This is a genomic window from Cellulomonas wangleii (genome assembly GCF_018388445.1).
GTDB lineage: Bacteria > Actinomycetota > Actinomycetes > Actinomycetales > Cellulomonadaceae > Cellulomonas > Cellulomonas wangleii.
In genome coordinates, this window is the sequence record NZ_CP074405.1 from 1,763,677 (window position 1) to 1,784,314 (window position 20,638).

The following is a 20,638-nucleotide window of genomic DNA, read 5'->3' on the forward strand; positions in this document are numbered from 1 at the left end:
GTGATGGACCGGCCCGCGCTCACCCGCAGGTCGGTGCCGGCGCGAACGCCGTGTCGTCGCCCAGCATGGCGCGCAACGTGCTCACGGGCACCAGAAAGCTCATCCCCTCCGCGTTCTTCGCGTACACGACGCCGATGACGCGACCGTCCGCGTCGAGGGCGGCGGACCCCGAGCTCCCGGGCTCCACCGGGGCGTCGGTGACGAGCACCTGGCCCAGGTTCGCGTGCAGCGGGTCCGTCACCTCGCCGACGACGCGGCCGTCCGTCACGGTCAGCTGCCGGCCCAGCGGGTACCCCACGACCGTCACCGGGTCGCCGACCTGGGGGTCGGCCTCGGCCAGGACGGGCGCCGCGGGCAGCGCGTCGACAGTGCGGACCACCGCGAGGTCCGCCAGCCCCGCGGTGCTGGCGGCCTCCGCGGCGACGTCGCGACCGTCGTAGGTGCTCAGCTGGAGCTCGGCCGAGTCCGCGACCACGTGCCGGTTGGTGACGAGCGTGTGCTCGTCGAGCGCGAAGCCGGACCCGGTGGACAGCCCGCCGCAGCCGATGTTGCGGATCCGGACCGCCATCCGCTGGGCGGCGTCGAAGCCGTCGGGGGACAGCTGCGAGCCGTCGGCGGCCGGCGGCGGTACCTGGGCGGCCGTGGGCACGACGCTCGTCGGCACGGGGGCCGGGGGCTCGGGCAGGGCGGCGCACCCGCCGACGACCGGCAGGACAGCCACCAGCGCGGCCACGGGTGCGAGCGCCCTCCTGCGGTGCGCCGTCCTCACCGGGACAGCTCGCTCTGCAGCGAGGCGTTCGCGTCGGCGGCGGCCCCGCACACGCGCTCGACGTCCGCGCGGAAGCGGGCGACGTCGGCGGCGTCGTAGGCCGCGGCGTCCTGCAGGTAGCCGATGAGGCGCTCCTGACCGTCGACGCAGGTGGCCAGGGACGTCGCGACGCGCCCCGCGGCCTGCGAGACGCGCGCCTGGTAGTCCGCGAGCTGCTGCTGCGCGGCGGTGGTGTCGCCGAGCTGGGCCTTCTCGTCGGCGAGCTCGGTGATGCGCGTCTGCGCGGCGGCCAGCTGGGCACGCGTGGCGTCGAGCTCGCCCGCCGTCGCCTCGAGCTCGGCGCGCACCTGCGCGAGCTCGTCGCCGTGGGTGCGTGCCAGGGCCTCCCAGTCGGCGGCGGACTCCTCCCAGGCGACCGTGGTCTCCCAGAGGCGCCAGCCGACCACGCCGGCGGTCGCCAGCACCGCGACCAGGAGCAGCGCGAGCACCGTGGTGGCACGTCCGCGCCGCGGCGGCGCGGTCGGCGCGGGGGCCGTGTGCGCGGGGGTCGTGTGCGGGGCGGCCGCGACGGGCTCGGGCCCCGCCCAGCCCGCCGGCAGGGGCGCGGTCGGTGTCGTCACCCTGGGCTCGGGGCGACGCTGCCCGGGGTCGGGGGTCGGGCCGCTCGGTCCGGTCATCGCCCCAGGATAGGGCGGCGTGGCGAGGGTCACGGCGAGCCCGGACCGGACGCCCGCGCGCCCTCGTCCGGGAGTGTGACGTGGCTCGCGCGCGCCGCACCGGACGATCCCGGCATCGCGGGCGCCGGCCGCACGGGCGGTGACCCGCACCGTGTCAGCATGGTCGATCGTGCGTTCCGCCTACTCCGACGTGCTGCGCCTGCCCGGTGTGGCGCGGTTGTTCCTCATCGGGCTGGTCGCCCGGGTCCCGCACGCCATGTCGGGGGTCGTGCTCACGCTGCACGTCGTCGGGGCGCTCGACGAGGGCTACGGACGCGCCGGCGTCGTCGCGGCGTCCCTCACCGTCGGGCTCGCCGTGGGTGCCCCGTGGCGCGGACGGCTCGTGGACCGGCTCGGGCTGCGCCGCGCCGTGCTGCCGTCGGTGGCCGTGGAGTCGGCGGTGTGGCTGGCCGCCCCGCACCTGGACTACGTCGGCCTCATCGCCGTGGTGTTCGTCGGCGGCCTCTTCCTCGTCCCGGTGTTCTCGGTGGTGCGGCAGTCGCTGTCCGTGCTCGTGCCGCCCGCGCAGCAGAAGGCGGCGTTCGCGCTCGACTCCGTGGCCACGGAGCTGACGTTCATGCTCGGTCCCGTGCTCGGGGTGCTGCTCGTGACCGGCGGCTCGAGCGTGCTGGCGCTCACCGTGGTCGGCGTCGCGACCGTGGGCGGCGGCGCCCTGCTGCTGTGGGCCGACCCCCCGACGCGGTCCGCGTCGGGGGCGGCGACGCCGGCCGCCGGCCCCGCGGGCCGGGTGGTGACGCCCCGGCTGCTGGTCGTGCTGCTCGCGGCCGTCGCCGCAGCCTTCGTCATCGTGGGGACGGACGTGTCCCTCGTCGCGGCGCTCAACGACGCCGGACGCCCGCAGGACGTGGGGTGGATGGTCGCGCTCTGGGCCGGCGGGTCGCTCGTGGGCGGGCTCCTGCACGGCATCAGCCCGCGGCAGCCCGCGCCGCTGGTGCTGGTGGCGCTGCTCGCGCTGGCCACCCTGCCGGCGGCGTTCGCCGACGGGCGGGGGGCGCTCGCGGTCGCCGTCGTCATCGCCGGCCTGCCCTGCGCCCCGGTCCTCGCGTCGATCAACGCCACGCTCGTGCGGCTGGTGCCCGAGGAGCGCCGCGGCGAGGTCATGGGGTGGGGCGGGACCATGCAGACCGTGGGCAACGCGCTGGGGGCACCCCTGTGCGGGGTGGTCATCGACCGTGCCGGCGCGGGCGCGGGGTTCGCGACGGCGGCCGTCGTCGGCGGCGCCGTGGCCGTCGTGGGCCTCGTCGTGGTCGCACTCGCCGGGCGGCGCCGCGCGCACGGCGGCGGCGTCCCCGTGGTGACGGACGTCGTCACCGCGCCGGTGCGCGACCTGCGTGAGGACCCCGCCCGGCGCTGACCCGACCGCGGGACCCCGACGCGACGCCCGCCGGTGTCAGGACACCGGGCCGGTGAACGTCTCGCCCGGGCCCTCGCCCGGTGCGTCGGGGAACGGCGACGCCTCACGGAACGCGAGCTGCAGCGAGCGCAGGCCGTCGCGCAGCGAGCGGGCGTGCTGGTTGCCGATGTCGGGCGCCGACGTCACCACGAGCGCCGCCAGGGCCGTGATCAGCTTGCGGGCCTCGTCGAGGTCCCGGTGCCGCGCGCCCGGACCCTGCGCGTCGTCCTCGGCCAGGCCGCACTTGACGGCGGCGGCGCTCATGAGGTGGACCGCCGCGGCGGTGATGACCTCGACCGCCGCGACGTCGGCGATGTCACGGACGGCCTGGGTCGTCGGGTCGGTGGCCGCGTCGTCGGCGTGGGTGTGGCTCATGCGTCGATCCTCTCACCGCCGGTGCGCGGTGCCCCGACGCACGTCGGCCCCGCACCCGACGGGGTGCGGGGCCGACGTGACCGAGGGCGGTGGTCAGGCGACCGGGACGCTCGCCGTGCCGGGGTCACCCGTCTCGACGGGCGCGTCGAGCGCGGTGAGGCGCTCGCGCAGCGCCTGGCCGAGGCCGGCGTCGACGTTGGTCCAGTACTGGATGGCGCGCTCACGGACGTCCGAGCGCTTCACGCCACCGACGTGGCCGGTGATCGTGTCGAGGAACCGGGCGCGCGCGGCGTCGTCGAACACCTCGCGGTAGAGCGTGCCCGCCTGGCCGAAGTCGTCGTCCTCGGGGTGCAGGGTCGCCGCCGTGCGCACCAGGGCGCCGTCCGACTCCCAGCCGCCCTCACCGGCGCGGGCCGGGTCGGCAGCCGGGCCGCCGACCGAGTTGGGCGCGTAGACCGGGGTGGTCGCCGAGGAGAAGGTGTACCGCGCGGCGCCGTCCTGCGAGTACGAGTGCACCGGCGACTGCGGGGCGTTCACCGGCAGCTGGGCGTGGTTCGTGCCCACGCGGTACCGGTGCGCGTCGGCGTAGGAGAAGATGCGCGCGAGCAGCATCTTGTCGGGGCTGGCGGCGATGCCGGGCACGAAGTTGCTCGGCGCGAACGTCGCCTGCTCGATCTGCGCGAAGTAGTTCTCCGGGTTGCGGTTCAGCTCCATGACGCCGACCTCGATCAGCGGGTAGTCGCCGTGCGGCCACACCTTGGTCAGGTCGAACGGGTTGAAGCGGTACTCCGCGGCGTCCGCGTAGGGCATGACCTGCACGCTGAGCGTCCAGCGCGGGAAGTCGCCGGCCTCGATGTGCTCGTGGAGGTCGCGGATGTGGTGGTCGGCGTCCGAGCCGGCCAGCTGCGCGGCGACCTCGGCCGGCATGTTCTCGATGCCCTGCTGGGTCTTGAAGTGGTACTTGACCCAGAAGCGCTCACCGGCGGCGTTGATCCACTGGTACGTGTGCGACCCGAAGCCGTCCATGTTCCGCCACGTGGCGGGGATGCCACGGTCGCCCATGAGCCACGTCACCTGGTGCGCCGACTCCGGCGACAGCGTCCAGAAGTCCCACTGCATGTCGTTGTCGCGCAGGTGCGAGCCGGGCAGCCGCTTCTGGGAGTGGATGAAGTCGGGGAACTTGATGCCGTCGCGGATGAAGAAGACGGGGGTGTTGTTGCCGACGAGGTCGTAGTTGCCCTCGGTCGTGTAGAACTTCAGCGCGAAGCCGCGGGGGTCGCGCCAGGTGTCGGGGGAGCCCTGCTCACCGGCGACCGTGGAGAAGCGCGCGAGCATCTCGGTCGTCGTGCCGGGCTGGAACACCGCGGCGCGGGTGTAGGCCGACACGTCGTTCGTCACCGTGAACGTGCCGAACGCACCGCCACCCTTGGCGTGCACGACGCGCTCCGGCACCCGCTCGCGGTTGAACTGCGCGAGCTTCTCCACCAGGTAGTGGTCGTGCAGGGCGATCGGGCCGTCGGCGCCGACGGACAGGGCGTGGGCGTCGGAGGCGACCGGTGCGCCGGAGTTGGTGGTGGTGGGCGGGACGTGGGACAAGGTGGGTTCCTCTCGTCGACCGGGCGGACGGGCCCGGCGGGGATCGTGGTGCGGGTGGGCGGCGGTGGGTCAGCCGGCCGACCGGCAGGTGGGGCACAGGCCCCAGAACGTGACCTCGGCGGACTCGACCGCGAAGCCGGACGTGGAGCTGGGGATGAGGCACGGCGCGTGGCCGACCGTGCAGTCGACGTCGTCGAGGGTGCCGCAGCCGCGGCACACGACGTGGTGGTGGTTGTCACCGGTGCGCCGCTCGTAGCGGGCCGGGTGGCCCGCCGGCTCGATGCGGCGCAGGAGGCCGGCGTCGGTGAGTGCGTGCAGCACGTCGTAGACCGCCTGCACGGACACGCTCGGCAGCGTGGCGCGGACCTCCTGCAGCACCGCGTCGGCGTCGAGGTGCGCGCGACCGGCGAGCGCGTCGAGCACGGCGAGCCGCGGGGCGGTCACCCGCAGCCCGTGCTCACGGAGCAGGTCGGTGTCGGTCACGGGCACACTCGACCACGTTTTCTGGAATGGTTCAAGATTCGATGGCCACGGGGTGTGCGGGGCGCGGCGGCCCGGGGGAGCGCCCGACGTGAAGCGGGGCGCAGCGCGATCGGGAGGGGTGCGGCCGGGAGGGGTGCAGCCCGGTGGGCGGGGCCCCTCGGGTGCGTGCGGGCAGTGGTCTGCTAGAGTTGTCGAGACTGATCCGCGCTGTCGCGCGCCCTCGTCCTGTCGCATGGCCCTCCGGGAGCACACCCGGGTGTCCGTGCCGGAGTCGGGGACGCACGGCGGGGTGGATGCACAAGTGGAGCTTCTCCCACCCGGTCCCGACCGCTCGGCTCGTCCGACGACAGGGGTCCGGGTCCCGGTCCGCAGGTCGACGGGTTTCGCCCCGTCGGCCGGTCGACGGTACGCCTCGTGCGTCCGTCGGTGCCGGACGAGGCCTCCGCCTGTGCCCAGGGCGGGGGCCTTCCTCGTTCCTGGAGGTCCGACACGACGAACCCGAGGAGCACCACATCAGCGAGCCCCGCATCAACGATCGGATCCGCGTCGCCGAGGTCCGACTCGTCGGACCCAACGGTGAGCAGGTCGGCATCGTGCGCCTGGAGGACGCCCTGCGTCTGGCCCAGGACGCGGACCTCGACCTGGTCGAGGTCGCCCCGACCGCGCGTCCGCCCGTGTGCAAGATCATGGACTTCGGCAAGTTCAAGTACGAAGCCGACATGAAGGCGCGTGAGGCCCGGCGCAACCAGGCGAACACGATCCTCAAGGAGATCCGCTTCCGGCTGAAGATCGACCCGCACGACTACGGCACCAAGAAGGGCCACGTCGAGCGGTTCCTCAAGGCCGGCGACAAGGTCAAGGTCATGATCATGTTCCGCGGCCGCGAGCAGTCGCGCCCGGAGATGGGCGTGCGCCTGCTGCAGCGCCTCGCGGCCGACGTCTCGGAGCTCGGCTTCATCGAGAGCATGCCGAAGCAGGACGGCCGCAACATGATCATGGTGCTGGGGCCGACCAAGAAGAAGGCCGAGCAGCGCAACGAGCAGCGTCGCGCCGCGGCCCAGGCGAACCCGGAGGACGGGGAGTCGACGGCGAGCGACGAGCACGTCGAGCACATCCCGTGGCCCCCGGTCGCGACCGAGCGGCGTGCCGCGGAGCAGCAGGCGGCGCCCGCCGCGCAGGCTCCTGCCACGCCGGCTCCCGCGGCCGAGGCTCCTGCCGCACCGGCTCCCGAGGCGTCCGCGCCGTCCGCCACGTCCGACGCCCCGCGTCGGGCCGCGGCGCCGCGCCCGTCCTCGGCGTCCGCACCCCGGACGTCGGCACCGCGCTCCTCGGCACCGCGCTCCTCGGCCCCCGCGCCGCGCAGCTCGGCACCGGCGCCGCGCACGTCGGCGCCGGCAGCGCGTCCCGCACCGGCGGCGAGCACGCCCCGCCCGCCGGCGCCCGCGCCGCGCCCCGCGGCCCCGACGTCGACGCCGAACCCCGCGGCGCGGCCCGGTCCCCGGCCCGGTGCGACCCCGAAGCCTGCTCCGCGACCCGCTCCGCCGGCCGCGGACGGCGAGCAGTCCGGCTGACATCCGCACGGACGCGCCCACCCGCGTCCGGACGACCCACGAGTCGCACGACCGTGCGATGCGAACGACAAGGAGACACGGCAGCCATGCCGAAGAACAAGACGCACTCCGGTGCCAAGAAGCGGTTCCGGGTCACCGGCACCGGCAAGGTCATGCGCGAGCAGGCGAACGGTCGACACCTGCTCGAGCACAAGTCGAGCCGCCGCACCCGCCGCATCGCCGGTGACGTCGTCGTCTCGCCCGCAGACACCCCCAGGATCAAGAAGCTGCTCGGTCGCTGACCCCGGCCGGCGCGCACAGCGCCGGTGGGAGCGACGAGCCCCGGACTACGCAAGGAGCATCACGTGGCACGCGTGAAGCGGGCGGTCAACGCCCAGAAGAAGCGCCGGTCGACCCTCGAGCGGGCGAGCGGCTACCGCGGTCAGCGCTCGCGGCTGTACCGCAAGGCCAAGGAGCAGGTCACCCACTCCCTGGTGTACGCCTACCGCGACCGCAAGGCGCGCAAGGGCGACTTCCGCAAGCTGTGGATCCAGCGGATCAACGCTGCGGCCCGCGAGAACGGCATGACCTACAACCGCCTGATCCAGGGCCTCAAGGCCGCCGGTGTCGAGGTGGACCGTCGCGTCCTCGCCGACCTGGCCGTCAACGACGCCGCCGCGTTCACCGCGCTGGTGCAGGTCGCCAAGTCGGCGCTCCCGGAGGACGTCAACGCGCCCCGGGCCGCCGCCTGACCCACACGGACCGCCGGCGCCCGCCGCCGGCACCGCGTCCGGCACGCCCCCGTCGTCCTCGTGACGGCGGGGGCGTCCTCGTCCCCGCGGACGGTCGTCGACCGCGCCCGGCACACGCACGGCGCGTGCCCGCCGAGGGACACGCCCCGCACCCGTGTGCGGGGGACGGCACCGGCACCGGGGATGATGGACGGGTGCCCGACGAGCTGCTGACCAACCCCCGTGCCGAGCGTGTGAAGGCCGTCCGAGCGCTGGCGAGCCGCAGCGTGCGGCGACGGTCCGGGACCTTCCTCGTGGAGGGGCCGCAGGCCGTGCGCGAGGCCGTCGGCCCCGGTGCTCCGCGGGTGCACGACGTGTACCTCACGCCCGACGCCGTCCGCCGCCACCCCGAGATCGTCGAGGGTGCGCACCAGGTGGGCGCGCGCGTGCGGACCGGCACGCCCGAGGTGCTCGAGGCGATGAGCCCGGACGCCCAGGGCGTGGTGGCGGTGGTGGACCAGGTGCGGGCGGACCTCGACGACGTGCTCGCGGCACGCCCGCGGCTCGTCGCCGTGCTCGCGCACGTCCGGGACCCGGGCAACGCCGGCACCGTGCTGCGGGCGGCCGACGCGGCGGGTGCGGGCGCTGTCGTCCTCACGGCGAGCAGCGTGGACGTGCACAACCCCAAGGCGGTGCGCTCGACCGCCGGATCGCTCTTCCACCTCCCGGTGGTCGCGGGCCCCGAGCTGCCGGAGGTCGTGGCGCGGCTGCGCGCGGCGGGGCTCACCGTGCTGGCGGCCGACGGGTCCGCCCCGCACGACCTGGACGACCTGCTCGACGTGGCGGGTGCGGCGCCGGCCGGTGTGCCGGACCTCGCGGCTCCGACCGCCTGGGTGTTCGGCAACGAGGCGTGGGGGCTGCGCGAGGAGGACCTCGCGCTGGCCGACGCCGCGGTGCGCGTGCCCCTGCGCGGGCGGGCCGAGTCGCTGAACCTCGCGACCGCCGCCGCCGTGTGCCTGTACGCCTCGGGGCGCGCCCAGCGCTGAGCACCGCCCGCCTGGCAGGCTGCACCCATGCGACTGTTCGCCGCGGTGTGGCCCCCCGACGACGTGCTCGACCACCTGGACCTCGCACTCGCCGTCGTGCGGCGGGGTGCGGGCGCTCAGGACGAGGGTGTGCGGTGGTCGGCCCGCGAGACGTGGCACCTGACCGCGGCGTTCTACGGGAGCCTTCCCGACGCGGTGACCGACGACCTCGCCGCCGGGCTGGTGGACGTGACGGCGGGCGCGCGGCCCTTCGAGCTGCAGCTGCGCGGCGCGGGCGTCTTCGCGCACCGCACGCTGTGGGTCGGCGCCTCCGGTGACGTGACGGCCATGGTCGACCTCGCCGCCGGCGCCCGGGCGGTCGGGGAGGCGCACGGTGCGCCGCCCGACGCGCGGGTCCGTCACCGCCCGCATCTGACCGTCGGGCGGGCCCGTGCGGGGGCGCGACCGCCGCGACGCGGCACCCGCGCGGTGGCCGGCGCGCGCGGCGGCGGCCGGGGGCCGGGCCGGACGGCGGGCGGCGACCGTCGGGACCTCGCACCGGCGGAGGTGTTCGAGCAGGCGCTCGCGGTCTACGAGGGACCCCGCTGGACCGTGGACGCCCTGACGCTGGTGGAGTCGCGGCCCGGGGCAGGCCGCGGCGGCGGACCGGCGTACACGACGGTCGGGACCTTTCCCCTCGGGGCGTGAGCCGGTGCTGTGGCAGCATGGCCGCATGCGCGTGCACCTGCTCACCCGGGCGTCGGGTGGTCGACGATTTCCGCGGCCCGTCCCGGGCCGCGCACGCGCGCACGCACGCTGAGGAGCGTGACCGAGGTCCACGTCCGCGCCGGACGTCGCGACCGCCCCGGGACGGGCGCCACTAGACTGCCCAGCCGGCCGACGTGCACCGCGTGACCTGTCCGCGCCGCACGGTCCGGCCGTCGCCGAACCGCCCTGGAAGGTCCTGATGACCAGCGACACACCGCTGTCCCCGCTCGACGCCGACGGCGTCGCCGCAGCCGTCGACGACGCCCTCGCGGCGGTCGCCGCCGCCGGCGACCTCGACGCCCTGAAGTCCGCGCGCCTCGCGCACACCGGTGACGCGAGCGCCCTGGCGCTCGCCAACCGGGCGATCGGCACGCTGCCCGGCCCCGACAAGGCCGCCGCCGGCAGGCTCGTGGGCCAGGCCCGCGGGCGCGTCAACGCGGCGATCGCCGCGCGCACGGCCGAGCTGGAGGCCGAGCGCGACGCGCGCGTGCTCGTCGAGGAGTCCGTCGACGTCACGCTGCCCGCCGACCGTCACCCGCTGGGTGCGCGCCACCCCCTGACGACGCTCTCGGAGCGCATCGCCGACGTGTTCGTCGCGATGGGCTGGGAGATCGCCGAGGGTCCGGAGCTCGAGGCCGAGTGGTTCAACTTCGACGCCCTGAACTTCGGCGTCGACCACCCCGCGCGCCAGATGCAGGACACGTTCTTCGTGGCGCCGCAGGACGGCGACGTCGCCGAGGACGGCTCGGGTCTCGTGCTGCGCACGCACACGTCGCCCGTGCAGGCGCGCACGATGCTCGAGCGCGGCGTGCCGGTGTACATCGCGTGCCCCGGCAAGGTGTTCCGCACCGACGCGCTCGACGCGACCCACACCCCGGTGTTCCACCAGGTCGAGGGCCTCGCGGTCGACAAGGGCCTGACGATGGCGCACCTCAAGGGCACGCTCGACCACTTCGCGCGGGCGATGTTCGGGCCGGAGGCGCGCACGCGGCTGCGGCCGTCGTTCTTCCCGTTCACCGAGCCGAGCGCCGAGATGGACCTGTGGTTCCCGCAGAAGAAGGGCGGGCCCGGGTGGATCGAGTGGGGCGGCTGCGGCATGGTCAACCCGCACGTGCTGCGCGCCTGCGGAGTGGACCCCGACGTGTACTCCGGGTACGCGTTCGGCATGGGGATCGAGCGCACCCTCATGCTCCGGCACGGCATCGCCGACATGCGCGACATGGTCGAGGGCGACGTGCGCTTCTCCCAGCAGTTCCGGACGGTGATCTGACATGCCTCGCATCCCTCTGACCTGGCTCGGCGACCACGTCGAGCTCCCTGCCGACCTCACGGCCGAGCAGCTGGCCGCCGACCTCGTGCGCGTCGGCCTCGAGGAGGAGGCGATCCACACCTCCGGCGTCACCGGCCCGCTCGTCGTCGGGCAGGTCCTCGAGCTCACGCCCGAGCCGCAGAAGAACGGCAAGACCATCAACTGGTGCCGCGTCGACGTGGGCGCGCACAACGACCTCGACGACGACGGCAACCCGACCGTCGCGCGCGGCATCGTCTGCGGCGCGCACAACTTCGGTGTGGGGGACCGTGTCGTCGTCGCGCTGCCGGGTGCGGTGCTGCCCGGGCCGTTCCCCATCGCGGCGCGCAAGACGTACGCGCACGTGTCCGACGGCATGATCTGCTCGGCGCGCGAGCTGGGCCTCGGCGAGGACCACGCCGGGATCATCGTGCTGTCGCGACTGGGGTACGGCGACGACGTCACCGCTCCCGGCACCGACGCGCTGCGCCTGCTCGGCCTGGCCGACGAGGTGCTCGAGATCAACGTGACCCCGGACCGCGGGTACTGCTTCGCGATGCGCGGCGTCGCCCGCGAGTACGCGCACTCCACGGGCGCGCGCTTCACCGACCCCGGCCTGGCGTCGGACGACGTGCTGCGGGAGCGACCCGCCGGGTTCGCGGTCGAGATCGCCGACGACGCGGGCATCGGCGGGGTGCCCGGGTGCGACCGGTTCGTCGCCCAGGTCGTGCGCGGCGTGCGCGCGTCCGGACCGTCGCCGGCCTGGATGCAGCAGCGCCTCACGCAGGCCGGCATGCGCCCGATCAGCCTGGCGGTCGACGTGACGAACTACGTCATGCTCGACCTCGGGCAGCCGATGCACGCCTACGACCTGGCCACGCTCACCGCGCCGGTCGTCGTCCGTCGGGCGCGCCCGGGGGAGAAGGCCACGACGCTCGACGACGTCGAGCGCACCCTGGACCCGCAGGACCTGCTCGTCACCGACTCCACGGGCGGGCACGCCGCGCGCGTGCTCGGCATCGCCGGGGTCATGGGCGGCGCGGACTCCGAGGTGGGGGAGGAGACGACGGACCTGCTGCTCGAGGCCGCGCACTTCGACCCGGTGTCCGTCGCGCGGTCGTCGCGGCGTCACCGGCTGACGTCGGAGGCGTCCAAGCGCTTCGAGCGGGGTGTGGACCCGCAGCTGCCGCGGGTCGCGGTCGCACGGGCTGCCGCGCTGCTCGTCGAGCACGGCGGCGGCACGGTCGAGGACGCGCTGACGGACGTCGACCGCACGTCGGCGCCGGAGCCGGTCGCGTTCGACCCGGCGCAGGCCGGGCGGCTGGTCGGCGTCCCGTACACCGACGACGAGGTGCGCGCGACGCTCACGGAGATCGGCTGCACGGTCGAGGACGCGACGACGCCCTGGCGGGTGCACGTGCCGTCCTGGCGGCCCGACCTCGTCGCGGGCGTCGACCTGGTCGAGGAGGTCGCGCGGCTGCGCGGGTACGACGCCATCCCGTCGATCGTGCCGTCCGCCCCGACCGGCCGCGGCCTGACCCGGGACCAGCGGCTGCGCCGCGCGGTCGCGGACACGCTCGCGGCGTCGGGCCTCGTCGAGGTGCTCAGCTACCCGTTCGTCGGTGCCGAGCAGCTCGAGGCGCTCGGCCTGCCGGAGGACGACGAGCGGCGCCGGGCGGTGCGGCTGGTCAACCCGCTCGCCGACGGGCAGCCGTACATGCGCACGGACCTGCTGGTGACGCTGCTGGAGACGGCGCGCCGCAACGTCACGCGCGGGACGTCCGACGTGGGCGTGTTCGAGCTCGGGCTCGTCACGCTGCCGCCGGCGGGCCCCGGCGTGGCGCCGCGGCTGGCGGGCGGGGTGCGCCCGGACGACGACACCCTCGCCGCGCTCGAGGCGGCCGTGCCGCCGCAGCCGCTGCACGCGGCGGGCGTGCTCGCCGGTCTGGCGGAGCCTGCCGGGGTGTGGGGCGCGGGTCGCCGCGCCGACCACGGGGACGCGATCGCGCACGTGCAGCACCTCGCGCGGCTGGCGGGCGTCGAGCTCGCGGTGACCGCCGACCGGGAGCGGGCGCCGTTCCACCCGGGCCGCTGCGCGCGGCTGTCGACGCTCGACGGCGTCGTCGTGGGCCACGCGGGGGAGCTGCACCCGAACGTCGTGACCGCGCTCGGTCTGCCCGCGCGGACCGTGGCCTTCGAGGTCGACCTGTCGGCGCTGCTCGCGGCCTCGTCCGCGGAGCCGGTGCAGGCCGTGCCCGTCTCGACGTTCCCGGTGGCGAAGGAGGACGTCGCGCTCGTCGTGGCGGACGACGTCCCGGCGGCGGACGTCCTGACGGCCGTGCGGGTCGGCGCCGCCGCGTCGACCGCGGGCGACGTCCTGGAGGACGTGCGGCTGTTCGACGTCTACGTCGGCGACCAGGTCGGACCGGGACGCAGGTCGCTCGCCTTCGCGCTGCGGCTGCGCGCGCCCGACCGGACGCTGACGGCCGAGGAGACGGCCGCCGTGCGGCACGCCGTGGTCGCCGAGGCGCACGCGCGCGTGGGCGCCGAGCTGCGCGCCTGATCGCCAGGTCGACGGGCCGGTCGCGGGGACTCCCCGGGGCCGGCCCGTCGTCGTCGGTGCGCTCGCGGGCCGGGCGAACCGGGGTGAACCGGGCACCCTCGGAGGAGTTCACCAGATAGTTACTGTCGGGTAGTTGCGACGAACCGGATGGACCACGCAGGGTGAGACCGGCCGTCCGGGTGACGGCTGCTGCTCGCGCGACGAGGCGTGGTCCCCCACCCCTCGCGCGCCCGACGGAGGAGATCTGCGTGCACGCACGACGACGGTCCACGGGGGCGCTCACCGCACTCGCCGTGATGCTCACCGGTGGCCTGGCCACCGCGGGAGCCGCGCGGGCGGCGGTGTCGCCCGACGCACCCCTGCTGGTCCACGAGGTGTACGGCGGTGGGGGCAACTCCGGCGCGCCGTTCGACCGTGACTTCGTCGAGCTGTACAACCCGGGCGACGGGGCCGTCGACCTGGCCGGCTACTCGCTGCAGTACGCGTCGGCCACCGGGACGTCCTGGCAGGTCACGCCGCTGTCGGGCAGCGTGCCTGCGGGCGCGACCTTCGTCGTGGGGCAGGCGTTCGGGGCGAACACCGCGGCCCCCGACGTGCCCGTCGACCTCGAGGGCACGGGCACCGCGATGAGCGGCACCACGGGCAAGGTCGCGCTCGTCGCGGGCACGGCCGCCCTGACGTGCGACACCGGGTGCGCCCAGCTGGACGCGGTCGTCGACCTCGTCGGCTGGGGACCGAACGCGACGTCGTGGGCGGGGTCCGGCGTCGCGCCGGCCACGACGAACGCGACGTCGGTGCAGCGCGACGCCGCGCACACCCACACCGCGGACAACGCGGCCGACTTCCGGACCGGCACGCCCACGCCGCAGCCGGCGGGGACCGCGCCCGAGGAGCCCGAGGAGCCGGGCGAGCCGGGTGAGCCGCAGGTGGTCACCATCGGCGCGATCCAGGGCACCGGTGACGCGTCCCCGCTGGTGGGTCAGCGCGTGACGACGTCCGGCGTCGTGACGGCGGCCTACCCGACCGGCGGGCTCGCGGGCTACGTCCTGCAGACGCCGGGCTCGGGCGGCGACGCGGCACGCGACGGCTCGCAGGCCCTGTTCGTGTACTCGCCCGCGACGGTCGGGCAGGTGGCGATCGGTCAGCACCTGCAGGTGACGGGCGAGGTCGTGGAGTTCAACGGGCTGACGCAGGTCACCGTCGCGGCTCCCGGCGACGTCCAGGAGCTCCCGGCGGCGGACGCACCGTCCCCGGTGACCGGCCCGTGGCCGGCCGACGCCGCCGCGCGCGAGGCGCTGGAGTCGATGCTCCTCCTGCCGACGGGTGACCTCACGGTCTCGAACACGTACAGCACGAACCAGTACGGCGAGGTCGGCCTCGCGGTCGGCACGACGCCGCTGCTGCAGCCCACGGAGGTGGCGCGACCCGGGTCCGCGGAGGCGGCGGCCGTCGCGGCCGACAACGCCGCGCGGGGAGTCGTCCTGGACGACGGCGCGTCGACCAACTTCCTCGGCTCCGGCAACGGTGGGCTCACCCCGCCGTGGGTGTCGCTGCAGAACCCGGTGCGCGTCGGTGCGGGCGTGCAGGTGACCGAGCCGCTGGTCGTGGACTGGCGCAACGGGACCTGGAAGCTGAACCCGACGGCCCCTGTGGTCGCCGGCGGTCCCGCCCCCGTGACCTTCGAGAACGACCGCACCGCGGCCCCCGAGCCGGTGGGCGGCGACCTGTCGGTCGCGTCGTTCAACGTCCTCAACTACTTCACGACCCTCGGTGACGAGGCCGCGTCGTGCGTGGCCTACCGCGACCCCGCGGGCGAGCCGGTCACGGTGCGCGAGGGCTGCGACCAGCGCGGCGCGTGGGACGCGGCGGACCTCGAGCGGCAGCAGGCCAAGGTCGTCGCGGCGATCGAGGGTCTGGACGCCGACGTCGTCGGTCTGCTGGAGATCGAGAACTCGGCCCGCGTCGACGGTGTGGCCGACGAGGCGCTCTCGACCCTGGTCGACGCGCTCAACGCGGCGGCCGGCGAGGACCGCTGGGCCTTCGTGCCGTCGTCCGACGAGCTGCCGCCGGCGGCGGAGCAGGACGTCATCACCAACGCGATCATCTACCAGCCGGCCGCGGTGACCCCGACGGGCGCGTCGCGTGCGCTGGGCGACCAGAGCGGTGACGACCAGGCGTTCGGCAACGCCCGCGAGCCGATCGGGCAGGTCTTCACGCCGACGGACGGCGGCGAGCCGTTCCTCGTCGTCGTCAACCACTTCAAGTCCAAGGGCTCGGCCGGGCCGTGGCCCGGCGACGCCGACACGGGCGACGGGCAGGGCGCGGCGAACGAGTCGCGCGTGCGCCAGGCGACCGCGCTGCGCGACTGGGTCCCGACGGTGCAGGGCGACGCCGAGGCCGTCGCCCTCGTGGGCGACTTCAACGCCTACACGCGGGAGGACCCGCTGCAGGTCCTGTACGACGCGGGCTACGTCGACGCCGTCGCGCAGCTCTCACCCGGCCAGTACTCGTACTCGTACCAAGGGCTGTCGGGGTCGCTCGACCACGTGCTGCTGAACGAGGCGGCCATCGCGCGGGCGACCGGTGCCGACGTCTGGGAGATCAACGCCCCGGAGTCCATCGCGCTGGAGTACAGCCGGTACGGCTACCACGGCACGACGTTCCACGCGCCCGACGCGTACCGCTCGTCGGACCACGACCCGGTGGTCGTGGGCCTGACGGCCGGTGACGCGAACGCGGGCCCGGTCGACCTGACGTTCCTCAACATCAACGACTTCCACGGGCGCATCGACGCCAACACCGTGAAGCTCGCGGGCACGGTCGAGCAGCAGCGCGCGGCGGCGGACGGCCCGGTCGCGTTCCTGTCGGCGGGCGACAACATCGGCGCGTCGCTGTTCGCGTCGGCGGTGCAGGACGACCAGCCGACGATCGACGTGCTGAACGCCCTGGACCTGGGCGCGTCGGCCATCGGCAACCACGAGCTCGACAAGGGGTACGACGACCTCGTCGAGCGCGTGATCGCGGGCGGCGAGAACGCGGAGTTCCCGTACCTCGGTGCCAACGTCTACCGGGCGGGCACCACGACGCCCGCGCTCGACGAGTACGCGCTGCTCGACATGGACGGCGTGAGCGTCGGCGTCATCGGCGTGGTCACCGAGGAGACGGAGTCGCTCGTCACCCCGGGCGGGATCGCCGGTCTCGACTTCGGCGACCCGGTCGAGGCCGTCAACCGGGTGGCTGCCGCACTCACGGACGGCGACGAGGCGAACGGCGAGGCCGACGTGATCGTCGCGCAGTACCACGAGGGGGCCGGTGCGGGCACGCCCGACGGCGCGACCCTCGAGGAGGAGCTGGCTGCCGGCGGCGCGTTCGCCGACATCGTCACCGGGACCGACCCCGCGGTGGACGCCATCTTCACCGGCCACACGCACAAGCAGTACGCCTGGTTCGGGCCGGTCGGCGACGGCGACGCCACCCGGCCGGTCGTGCAGACCGGCTCCTACGGCGAGTACCTCGGCAAGGTCGTGCTGACGTACGACCCCGCGACGGACCGGGTCACGGCCGCCACGGCCGAGAACGTGGCGCGCACGACGACGCCCGACGCCGACCTCATTGCCGCGTACCCGCGGGTCGCCGAGGTGGCGCAGATCGTCGCCGACGCCCTCGCGTTCGCGACCGAGGTCGGGTCGCAGCCCGTCGGGTCCGTGACCGCGGACGTCACGACGGCGTTCACCGGGGGGCAGTACGTCGACGGCGTGTACGTCGGCTCGGCTCCCGGCACCACGACGGGCCGGGACGACCGCAGCCGCGAGTCGGCCCTCGGCTCGCTCGTCGCGGAGGCCCTCCTCGACACGCTCGCCTCGCCCGAGCGTGGCGGCGCCCAGATCGGCGTCGTCAACCCGGGCGGCATGCGCGCCGAGCTGCTCCACGCCCCCGACGGCACGGTGACCTACGCCGAGGCCAACGCGGTGCTCCCGTTCGTCAACAACCTCTGGACCACCACGCTCACGGGTGCCCAGGTCGTGACGATGCTGGAGCAGCAGTGGCAGACCAACGCGGACGGCTCCATCCCGAGCCGCCCGTACCTGCAGCTGGGGCTGTCCGATAACGTCACCTACACGTACGACGCCTCGCGCGAGCTCGGCGACCGGATCACGTCGGTCACGGTCGACGGCGCGCCGATCGACCTCGGGGCCGAGTACCGCATCGGGACGTTCTCGTTCCTCGCCCAGGGCGGGGACAACTTCCGGGTGCTCGCCGAGGGCGCCCGCACGGCCGACTCCGGTCTCATCGACCGGGACGCCTGGATCGCGTACCTGCAGGCGCACCCGGGCATCGCGCCGGACTTCGCGGAGCGGGCCGTCGAGGTGCCGGCGCTCACCGAGCCGGTGGCGCCCGGGGACGAGCTCACCTTCACGGTCGGCGGCATCAACCTCACCAGCCTGGGGGCGCCCGAGAACACGTCGGTCGAGGTGCTCCTCGGTGAGGTGTCGCTCGGTACGTTCCCGCTGGTGCGGGGCGACGGGCCGGACGCGTCGGCGCAGGTGACGGTCACCGTCCCGGCAGATCTCGGGGCGGGTGAGCACACGCTCACGGTCGTCGCGTCACCGAGCGGCACGACCGCCTCGGTGCCGTTCACGGTCGAGGACGCCGGCGAGGCGTCGACCACGGCGCTCAGCGCGTCGCCGGACACGCAGGTGTTCGGCACGCGCGGCACCCGCGTCCGGCTCACGGCCGTCGTGACGTCGCCGGGCCCGGTCACCGGGTCGGTGCAGTTCGTCGCCGGGGACGACGTGCTCGGCACGGCGTCGCTGCGTGGCGGGCGGGCGGTGCTCACGCTGCCGGGGGACACGCCCGTCGGCACCTACGAGGTCGTCGCGCGGTACGCCGGCACGGACGCCGTGGCGGGCTCGCAGTCCGCCCCGGTGACCGTGACCGTCGAGCAGGCGACCAGCACCACGTCGCTGTCCGTCGTCCAGTCGCCGTTCCCGCGGCTGGTCCCGTCTGTGTGGGTCGCGACCGTGGGTCTCGACACCGCCCGGCTCCCGGCGGGCCGTGTCGAGCTGCGCGAGGGTGAGCGCGTCGTGGCAAGCGCGGACGTGGTGCTCGGCCTGGCGATCGGGACCGTCCCGCGCGACCTCGGCAGCGGGACGCACCGCCTGACCGCGGTGTTCGTGCCGGACGACGCGGCGAACGTCGCGGGCGGCACGAGCCGCACGGTCACGGTCCGCGGCTGACGGACGCGCACGAGGGCCCGGTCGGCGTCGTCCGGCCGGGCCCTCGTGGTCTTCCCGGGCTCGCCGGGTGCTGGGTCCGGCGGTCGGGTGAACCGCGGCGATACCGCTCCGTCGGGCCGGGCGCGCTGCCACGATGTGCGCCATGCAGGATGCCGGCGTACGGACGCTCACCGTGACCGAGGAGCTGCGACGTGACATGGCGCACGACGCCGCGGCCGTCGTGCTGCGGTCACGCGAGACGCGCATCCGGGGCGGGGTGCTCGTGCTCGGGGTCACGGCGCTGCAGCTCGGTGCCCACGAGTTCCGGCTCGGGCCCGCCGACTGGATCACGTTGCTGGTCGTGGTGTCGCTCATGCCGGTGGTCCTGATCGTGGTCACACGTCATGCCATGCGTCGCGTGGTCGGGTTGACGCCCCCGGGGCCCTTCACCGTCGAGGTGGGGGAGACCGCCCTGTGCACGACCTCCCCGCGTGGTGCGGCGCAGACCCGCTGGAGCGCCTTCGGCGGTGTCCGTGTGCGCGGTGCGGCAGTGGCGCTGTGGACCCACCCGCCGCACGGGTGGCTCGTCCTGCCGCGCGCGCTCTTCACGGACGCGGACCTGGACGCGGTGCGCGGGCACATCGCCCGCGCCCGCGCCGCGAGCCCTCCGGCCTGACGTCGGGCGCCCGACGCGGACGGGTGCTGCGCGGGCCGGGTCGTCGCCGGCCCGCGCACCGCGTCCGGTCAGACGTAGTCGTGGTACGCGGGCAGGTCCAGCACGCCGTTGCCGGACAGGCCGATGACGATCGTCTCGTCGGTCGTCGCCGCCCGGGCGTGCGCGATGGCCCCGGCCACGGCGTGCGTCGACTCCGGCGCGGGGATGATGCCCTCGGCGCGCGCGAACTCGATGCCCGCCGCGAACGCGTCGTCCTGCTCCACCGCGATTGCCTCCATGAGACCCAGCGCGTAGGCGTGCGACACCATCGGTGCCATGCCGTGGTAGCGCAGCCCGCCCGCGTGGATCGGCGGCGGCACGAAGTCCTTGCCGAGCGTGTGCATCTTCAGCAGCGGGGTCAGGCCCGCGACGTCACCGAAGTCGTAGCGGTACTCGCCCTGCGTCATCGACGGGCACGCGGCCGGCTCGCACGCGACGACCCGGGTCGTCGTCCCGTCGCGCAGGTTGCGCCCCAGGAACGGGAAGCTCAGCCCGCCCAGGTTGGACCCGCCGCCCGCGCACCCGAACACGACGTCCGCACGCTCGCCGATCTCGTCGAGCTGCGCGAGGGCCTCCTGCCCGATGACGCTCTGGTGCAGCAGCACGTGGTTGAGCACCGAGCCCAGTGCGTAGTGCGCGTTCGGGTCCTGCGCCGCGACCTCGACCGCCTCGCTGATCGCCATGCCGAGCGACCCGGTCGTCGTCGGGTCGGCCGCGAGCATCGCCCGCCCCGCCTCGGTGAGGTCCGACGGCGACGGGTGGCACGTCGCGCCGTACGTCTCCATCTGCATGCGGCGGTACGGCTTGGCGTCGTAGGACGCCCGTACCTGCCACACCTCGAGGTCGAGGCCCAGCAGCGCGCACGCCATCGACAGCGACGCGCCCCACTGCCCGGCGCCCGTCTCCGTCGTCAGCCGGGTGATGCCCTCGACCGCGTTGTAGTACGCCTGCGCGACCGCCGTGTTGGGCTTGTGCGAGCCGGCGGGGGAGCCGCCCTCGTACTTGTAGTAGATCTTCGCCGGCGTGCCCAGCGCCCGCTCGAGCCGCAGGGCGCGCACCAGCGGGGACGGCCGCCACAGTGCGTAGATCTCGCGGACCGTCTGCGGGACCTCCACCCAGCGCTCGGTCGAGACCTCCTGCGCGATGAGCGCCATCGGGAACAGCGGCGCCAGGTCGTCCGGGGTGAGCGGCTCGCGCGTGCCGGGATGCAGCGCCGGCGGGCACGGCTCGGGCAGGTCCGCTGCCAGGTTGTACCAGTGCGTCGGCACGGCGGACGGCACCACGGTGCCGACCGGGTCGGTCAGCGGCGCGGGTCGGGTGGTGTCGGGGGTCATGTCGCCTCGCAGGTTCTGGCGCGCACGCGCGCTGGTCGGCGCGGACCGCGCACGGCACCCGGGGGCGCCGGCGACCCGCACCCGTGAGCGTAGCG

The 20,638-nt window shown here is 75.0% G+C and carries 16 protein-coding genes; 10 read left to right on the plus strand and 6 right to left on the minus strand.

Annotation, left to right across the window (positions count from 1 at the left end; translation table 11 throughout):
• Positions 1 to 19: 19 nt before the first annotated feature.
• Both KG103_RS08140 and KG103_RS08145 read right to left on the minus strand, forming a co-directional pair.
• The gene (locus KG103_RS08140; RefSeq protein WP_207341313.1) at positions 20 to 769 is read right to left on the minus strand and encodes a S1C family serine protease; all 750 of its coding nucleotides are present in this window, start codon (positions 767 to 769) and stop codon (positions 20 to 22) included.
• Complete coding sequence (locus KG103_RS08145) at positions 766 to 1,446, minus strand: hypothetical protein (RefSeq protein ID WP_207341312.1); 681 nt, start codon at positions 1,444 to 1,446, stop codon at positions 766 to 768. Before KG103_RS08145 ends, KG103_RS08140 begins: the two co-directional genes overlap by 4 nt.
• 169 nt (positions 1,447 to 1,615) lie before the next feature.
• Between KG103_RS08145 and KG103_RS08150 the strand changes: the two genes are divergently transcribed.
• Complete coding sequence (locus KG103_RS08150; protein WP_249670854.1) at positions 1,616 to 2,860, plus strand: MFS transporter; 1,245 nt, start codon at positions 1,616 to 1,618, stop codon at positions 2,858 to 2,860.
• Positions 2,861 to 2,896: 36 nt separating this feature from the next.
• Here the strand turns inward: KG103_RS08150 and KG103_RS08155 are convergent, their stop codons facing one another.
• The 3 genes from KG103_RS08155 to KG103_RS08165 all read right to left on the minus strand — a co-directional run bounded on the left by KG103_RS08155 (position 2,897) and on the right by KG103_RS08165 (position 5,353).
• Complete coding sequence (locus KG103_RS08155) at positions 2,897 to 3,274, minus strand: DUF1844 domain-containing protein (RefSeq protein ID WP_207341311.1); 378 nt, start codon at positions 3,272 to 3,274, stop codon at positions 2,897 to 2,899.
• Positions 3,275 to 3,367: 93 nt separating this feature from the next.
• Complete coding sequence (locus KG103_RS08160; RefSeq protein ID WP_207341310.1) at positions 3,368 to 4,870, minus strand: catalase; 1,503 nt, start codon at positions 4,868 to 4,870, stop codon at positions 3,368 to 3,370.
• 69 nt (positions 4,871 to 4,939) lie between these two features.
• Positions 4,940 to 5,353 carry a Fur family transcriptional regulator gene (locus KG103_RS08165; protein WP_307860948.1) on the minus strand — a complete coding sequence of 138 codons (414 nt, stop codon included), beginning with the start codon at positions 5,351 to 5,353 and terminating at the stop codon, positions 4,940 to 4,942.
• A gap of 539 nt (positions 5,354 to 5,892) precedes the next feature.
• Between KG103_RS08165 and infC the strand changes: the two genes are divergently transcribed.
• The 9 genes from infC to KG103_RS08210 all read left to right on the plus strand — a co-directional run bounded on the left by infC (position 5,893) and on the right by KG103_RS08210 (position 19,170).
• Positions 5,893 to 6,924, plus strand: coding sequence for a translation initiation factor IF-3 (gene infC / locus KG103_RS08170; protein WP_249670886.1), 1,032 nt, complete (start codon positions 5,893 to 5,895; stop codon positions 6,922 to 6,924).
• Positions 6,925 to 7,010: 86 nt separating this feature from the next.
• Positions 7,011 to 7,205, plus strand: a complete 195-nt coding sequence (gene rpmI, locus KG103_RS08175) for a 50S ribosomal protein L35 (protein WP_013116857.1) — start codon at positions 7,011 to 7,013, stop codon at positions 7,203 to 7,205.
• Between the two features lie 63 nt (positions 7,206 to 7,268).
• Complete coding sequence (rplT, locus tag KG103_RS08180) at positions 7,269 to 7,655, plus strand: 50S ribosomal protein L20 (protein WP_089801998.1); 387 nt, start codon at positions 7,269 to 7,271, stop codon at positions 7,653 to 7,655.
• Positions 7,656 to 7,849: 194 nt separating this feature from the next.
• Positions 7,850 to 8,680, plus strand: a complete 831-nt coding sequence (locus KG103_RS08185) for a TrmH family RNA methyltransferase (protein WP_249670855.1) — start codon at positions 7,850 to 7,852, stop codon at positions 8,678 to 8,680.
• 27 nt (positions 8,681 to 8,707) lie between these two features.
• Positions 8,708 to 9,367, plus strand: a complete 660-nt coding sequence (gene thpR, locus KG103_RS08190; RefSeq protein WP_207341308.1) for an RNA 2',3'-cyclic phosphodiesterase — start codon at positions 8,708 to 8,710, stop codon at positions 9,365 to 9,367.
• Between the two features lie 259 nt (positions 9,368 to 9,626).
• Positions 9,627 to 10,697 (plus strand): phenylalanine--tRNA ligase subunit alpha, encoded by a 1,071-nt coding sequence (gene pheS, locus KG103_RS08195; RefSeq protein ID WP_207341307.1) that lies wholly within the window; start codon positions 9,627 to 9,629, stop codon positions 10,695 to 10,697.
• A 1-nt stretch (position 10,698) separates the two neighbouring features.
• Positions 10,699 to 13,278: a phenylalanine--tRNA ligase subunit beta gene (gene pheT, locus KG103_RS08200; protein ID WP_207341306.1), complete on the plus strand. Its 2,580-nt coding sequence runs from the start codon at positions 10,699 to 10,701 to the stop codon at positions 13,276 to 13,278.
• Positions 13,279 to 13,574: 296 nt separating this feature from the next.
• Complete coding sequence (locus KG103_RS08205; RefSeq protein WP_207341484.1) at positions 13,575 to 18,515, plus strand: ExeM/NucH family extracellular endonuclease; 4,941 nt, start codon at positions 13,575 to 13,577, stop codon at positions 18,513 to 18,515.
• 142 nt (positions 18,516 to 18,657) lie between these two features.
• Positions 18,658 to 19,170 (plus strand): hypothetical protein, encoded by a 513-nt coding sequence (locus KG103_RS08210; protein WP_207341305.1) that lies wholly within the window; start codon positions 18,658 to 18,660, stop codon positions 19,168 to 19,170.
• A gap of 68 nt (positions 19,171 to 19,238) precedes the next feature.
• Here the strand turns inward: KG103_RS08210 and KG103_RS08215 are convergent, their stop codons facing one another.
• Positions 19,239 to 20,543 (minus strand): TrpB-like pyridoxal phosphate-dependent enzyme, encoded by a 1,305-nt coding sequence (locus tag KG103_RS08215; protein ID WP_207341304.1) that lies wholly within the window; start codon positions 20,541 to 20,543, stop codon positions 19,239 to 19,241.
• Positions 20,544 to 20,638 lie beyond the last annotated feature (95 nt).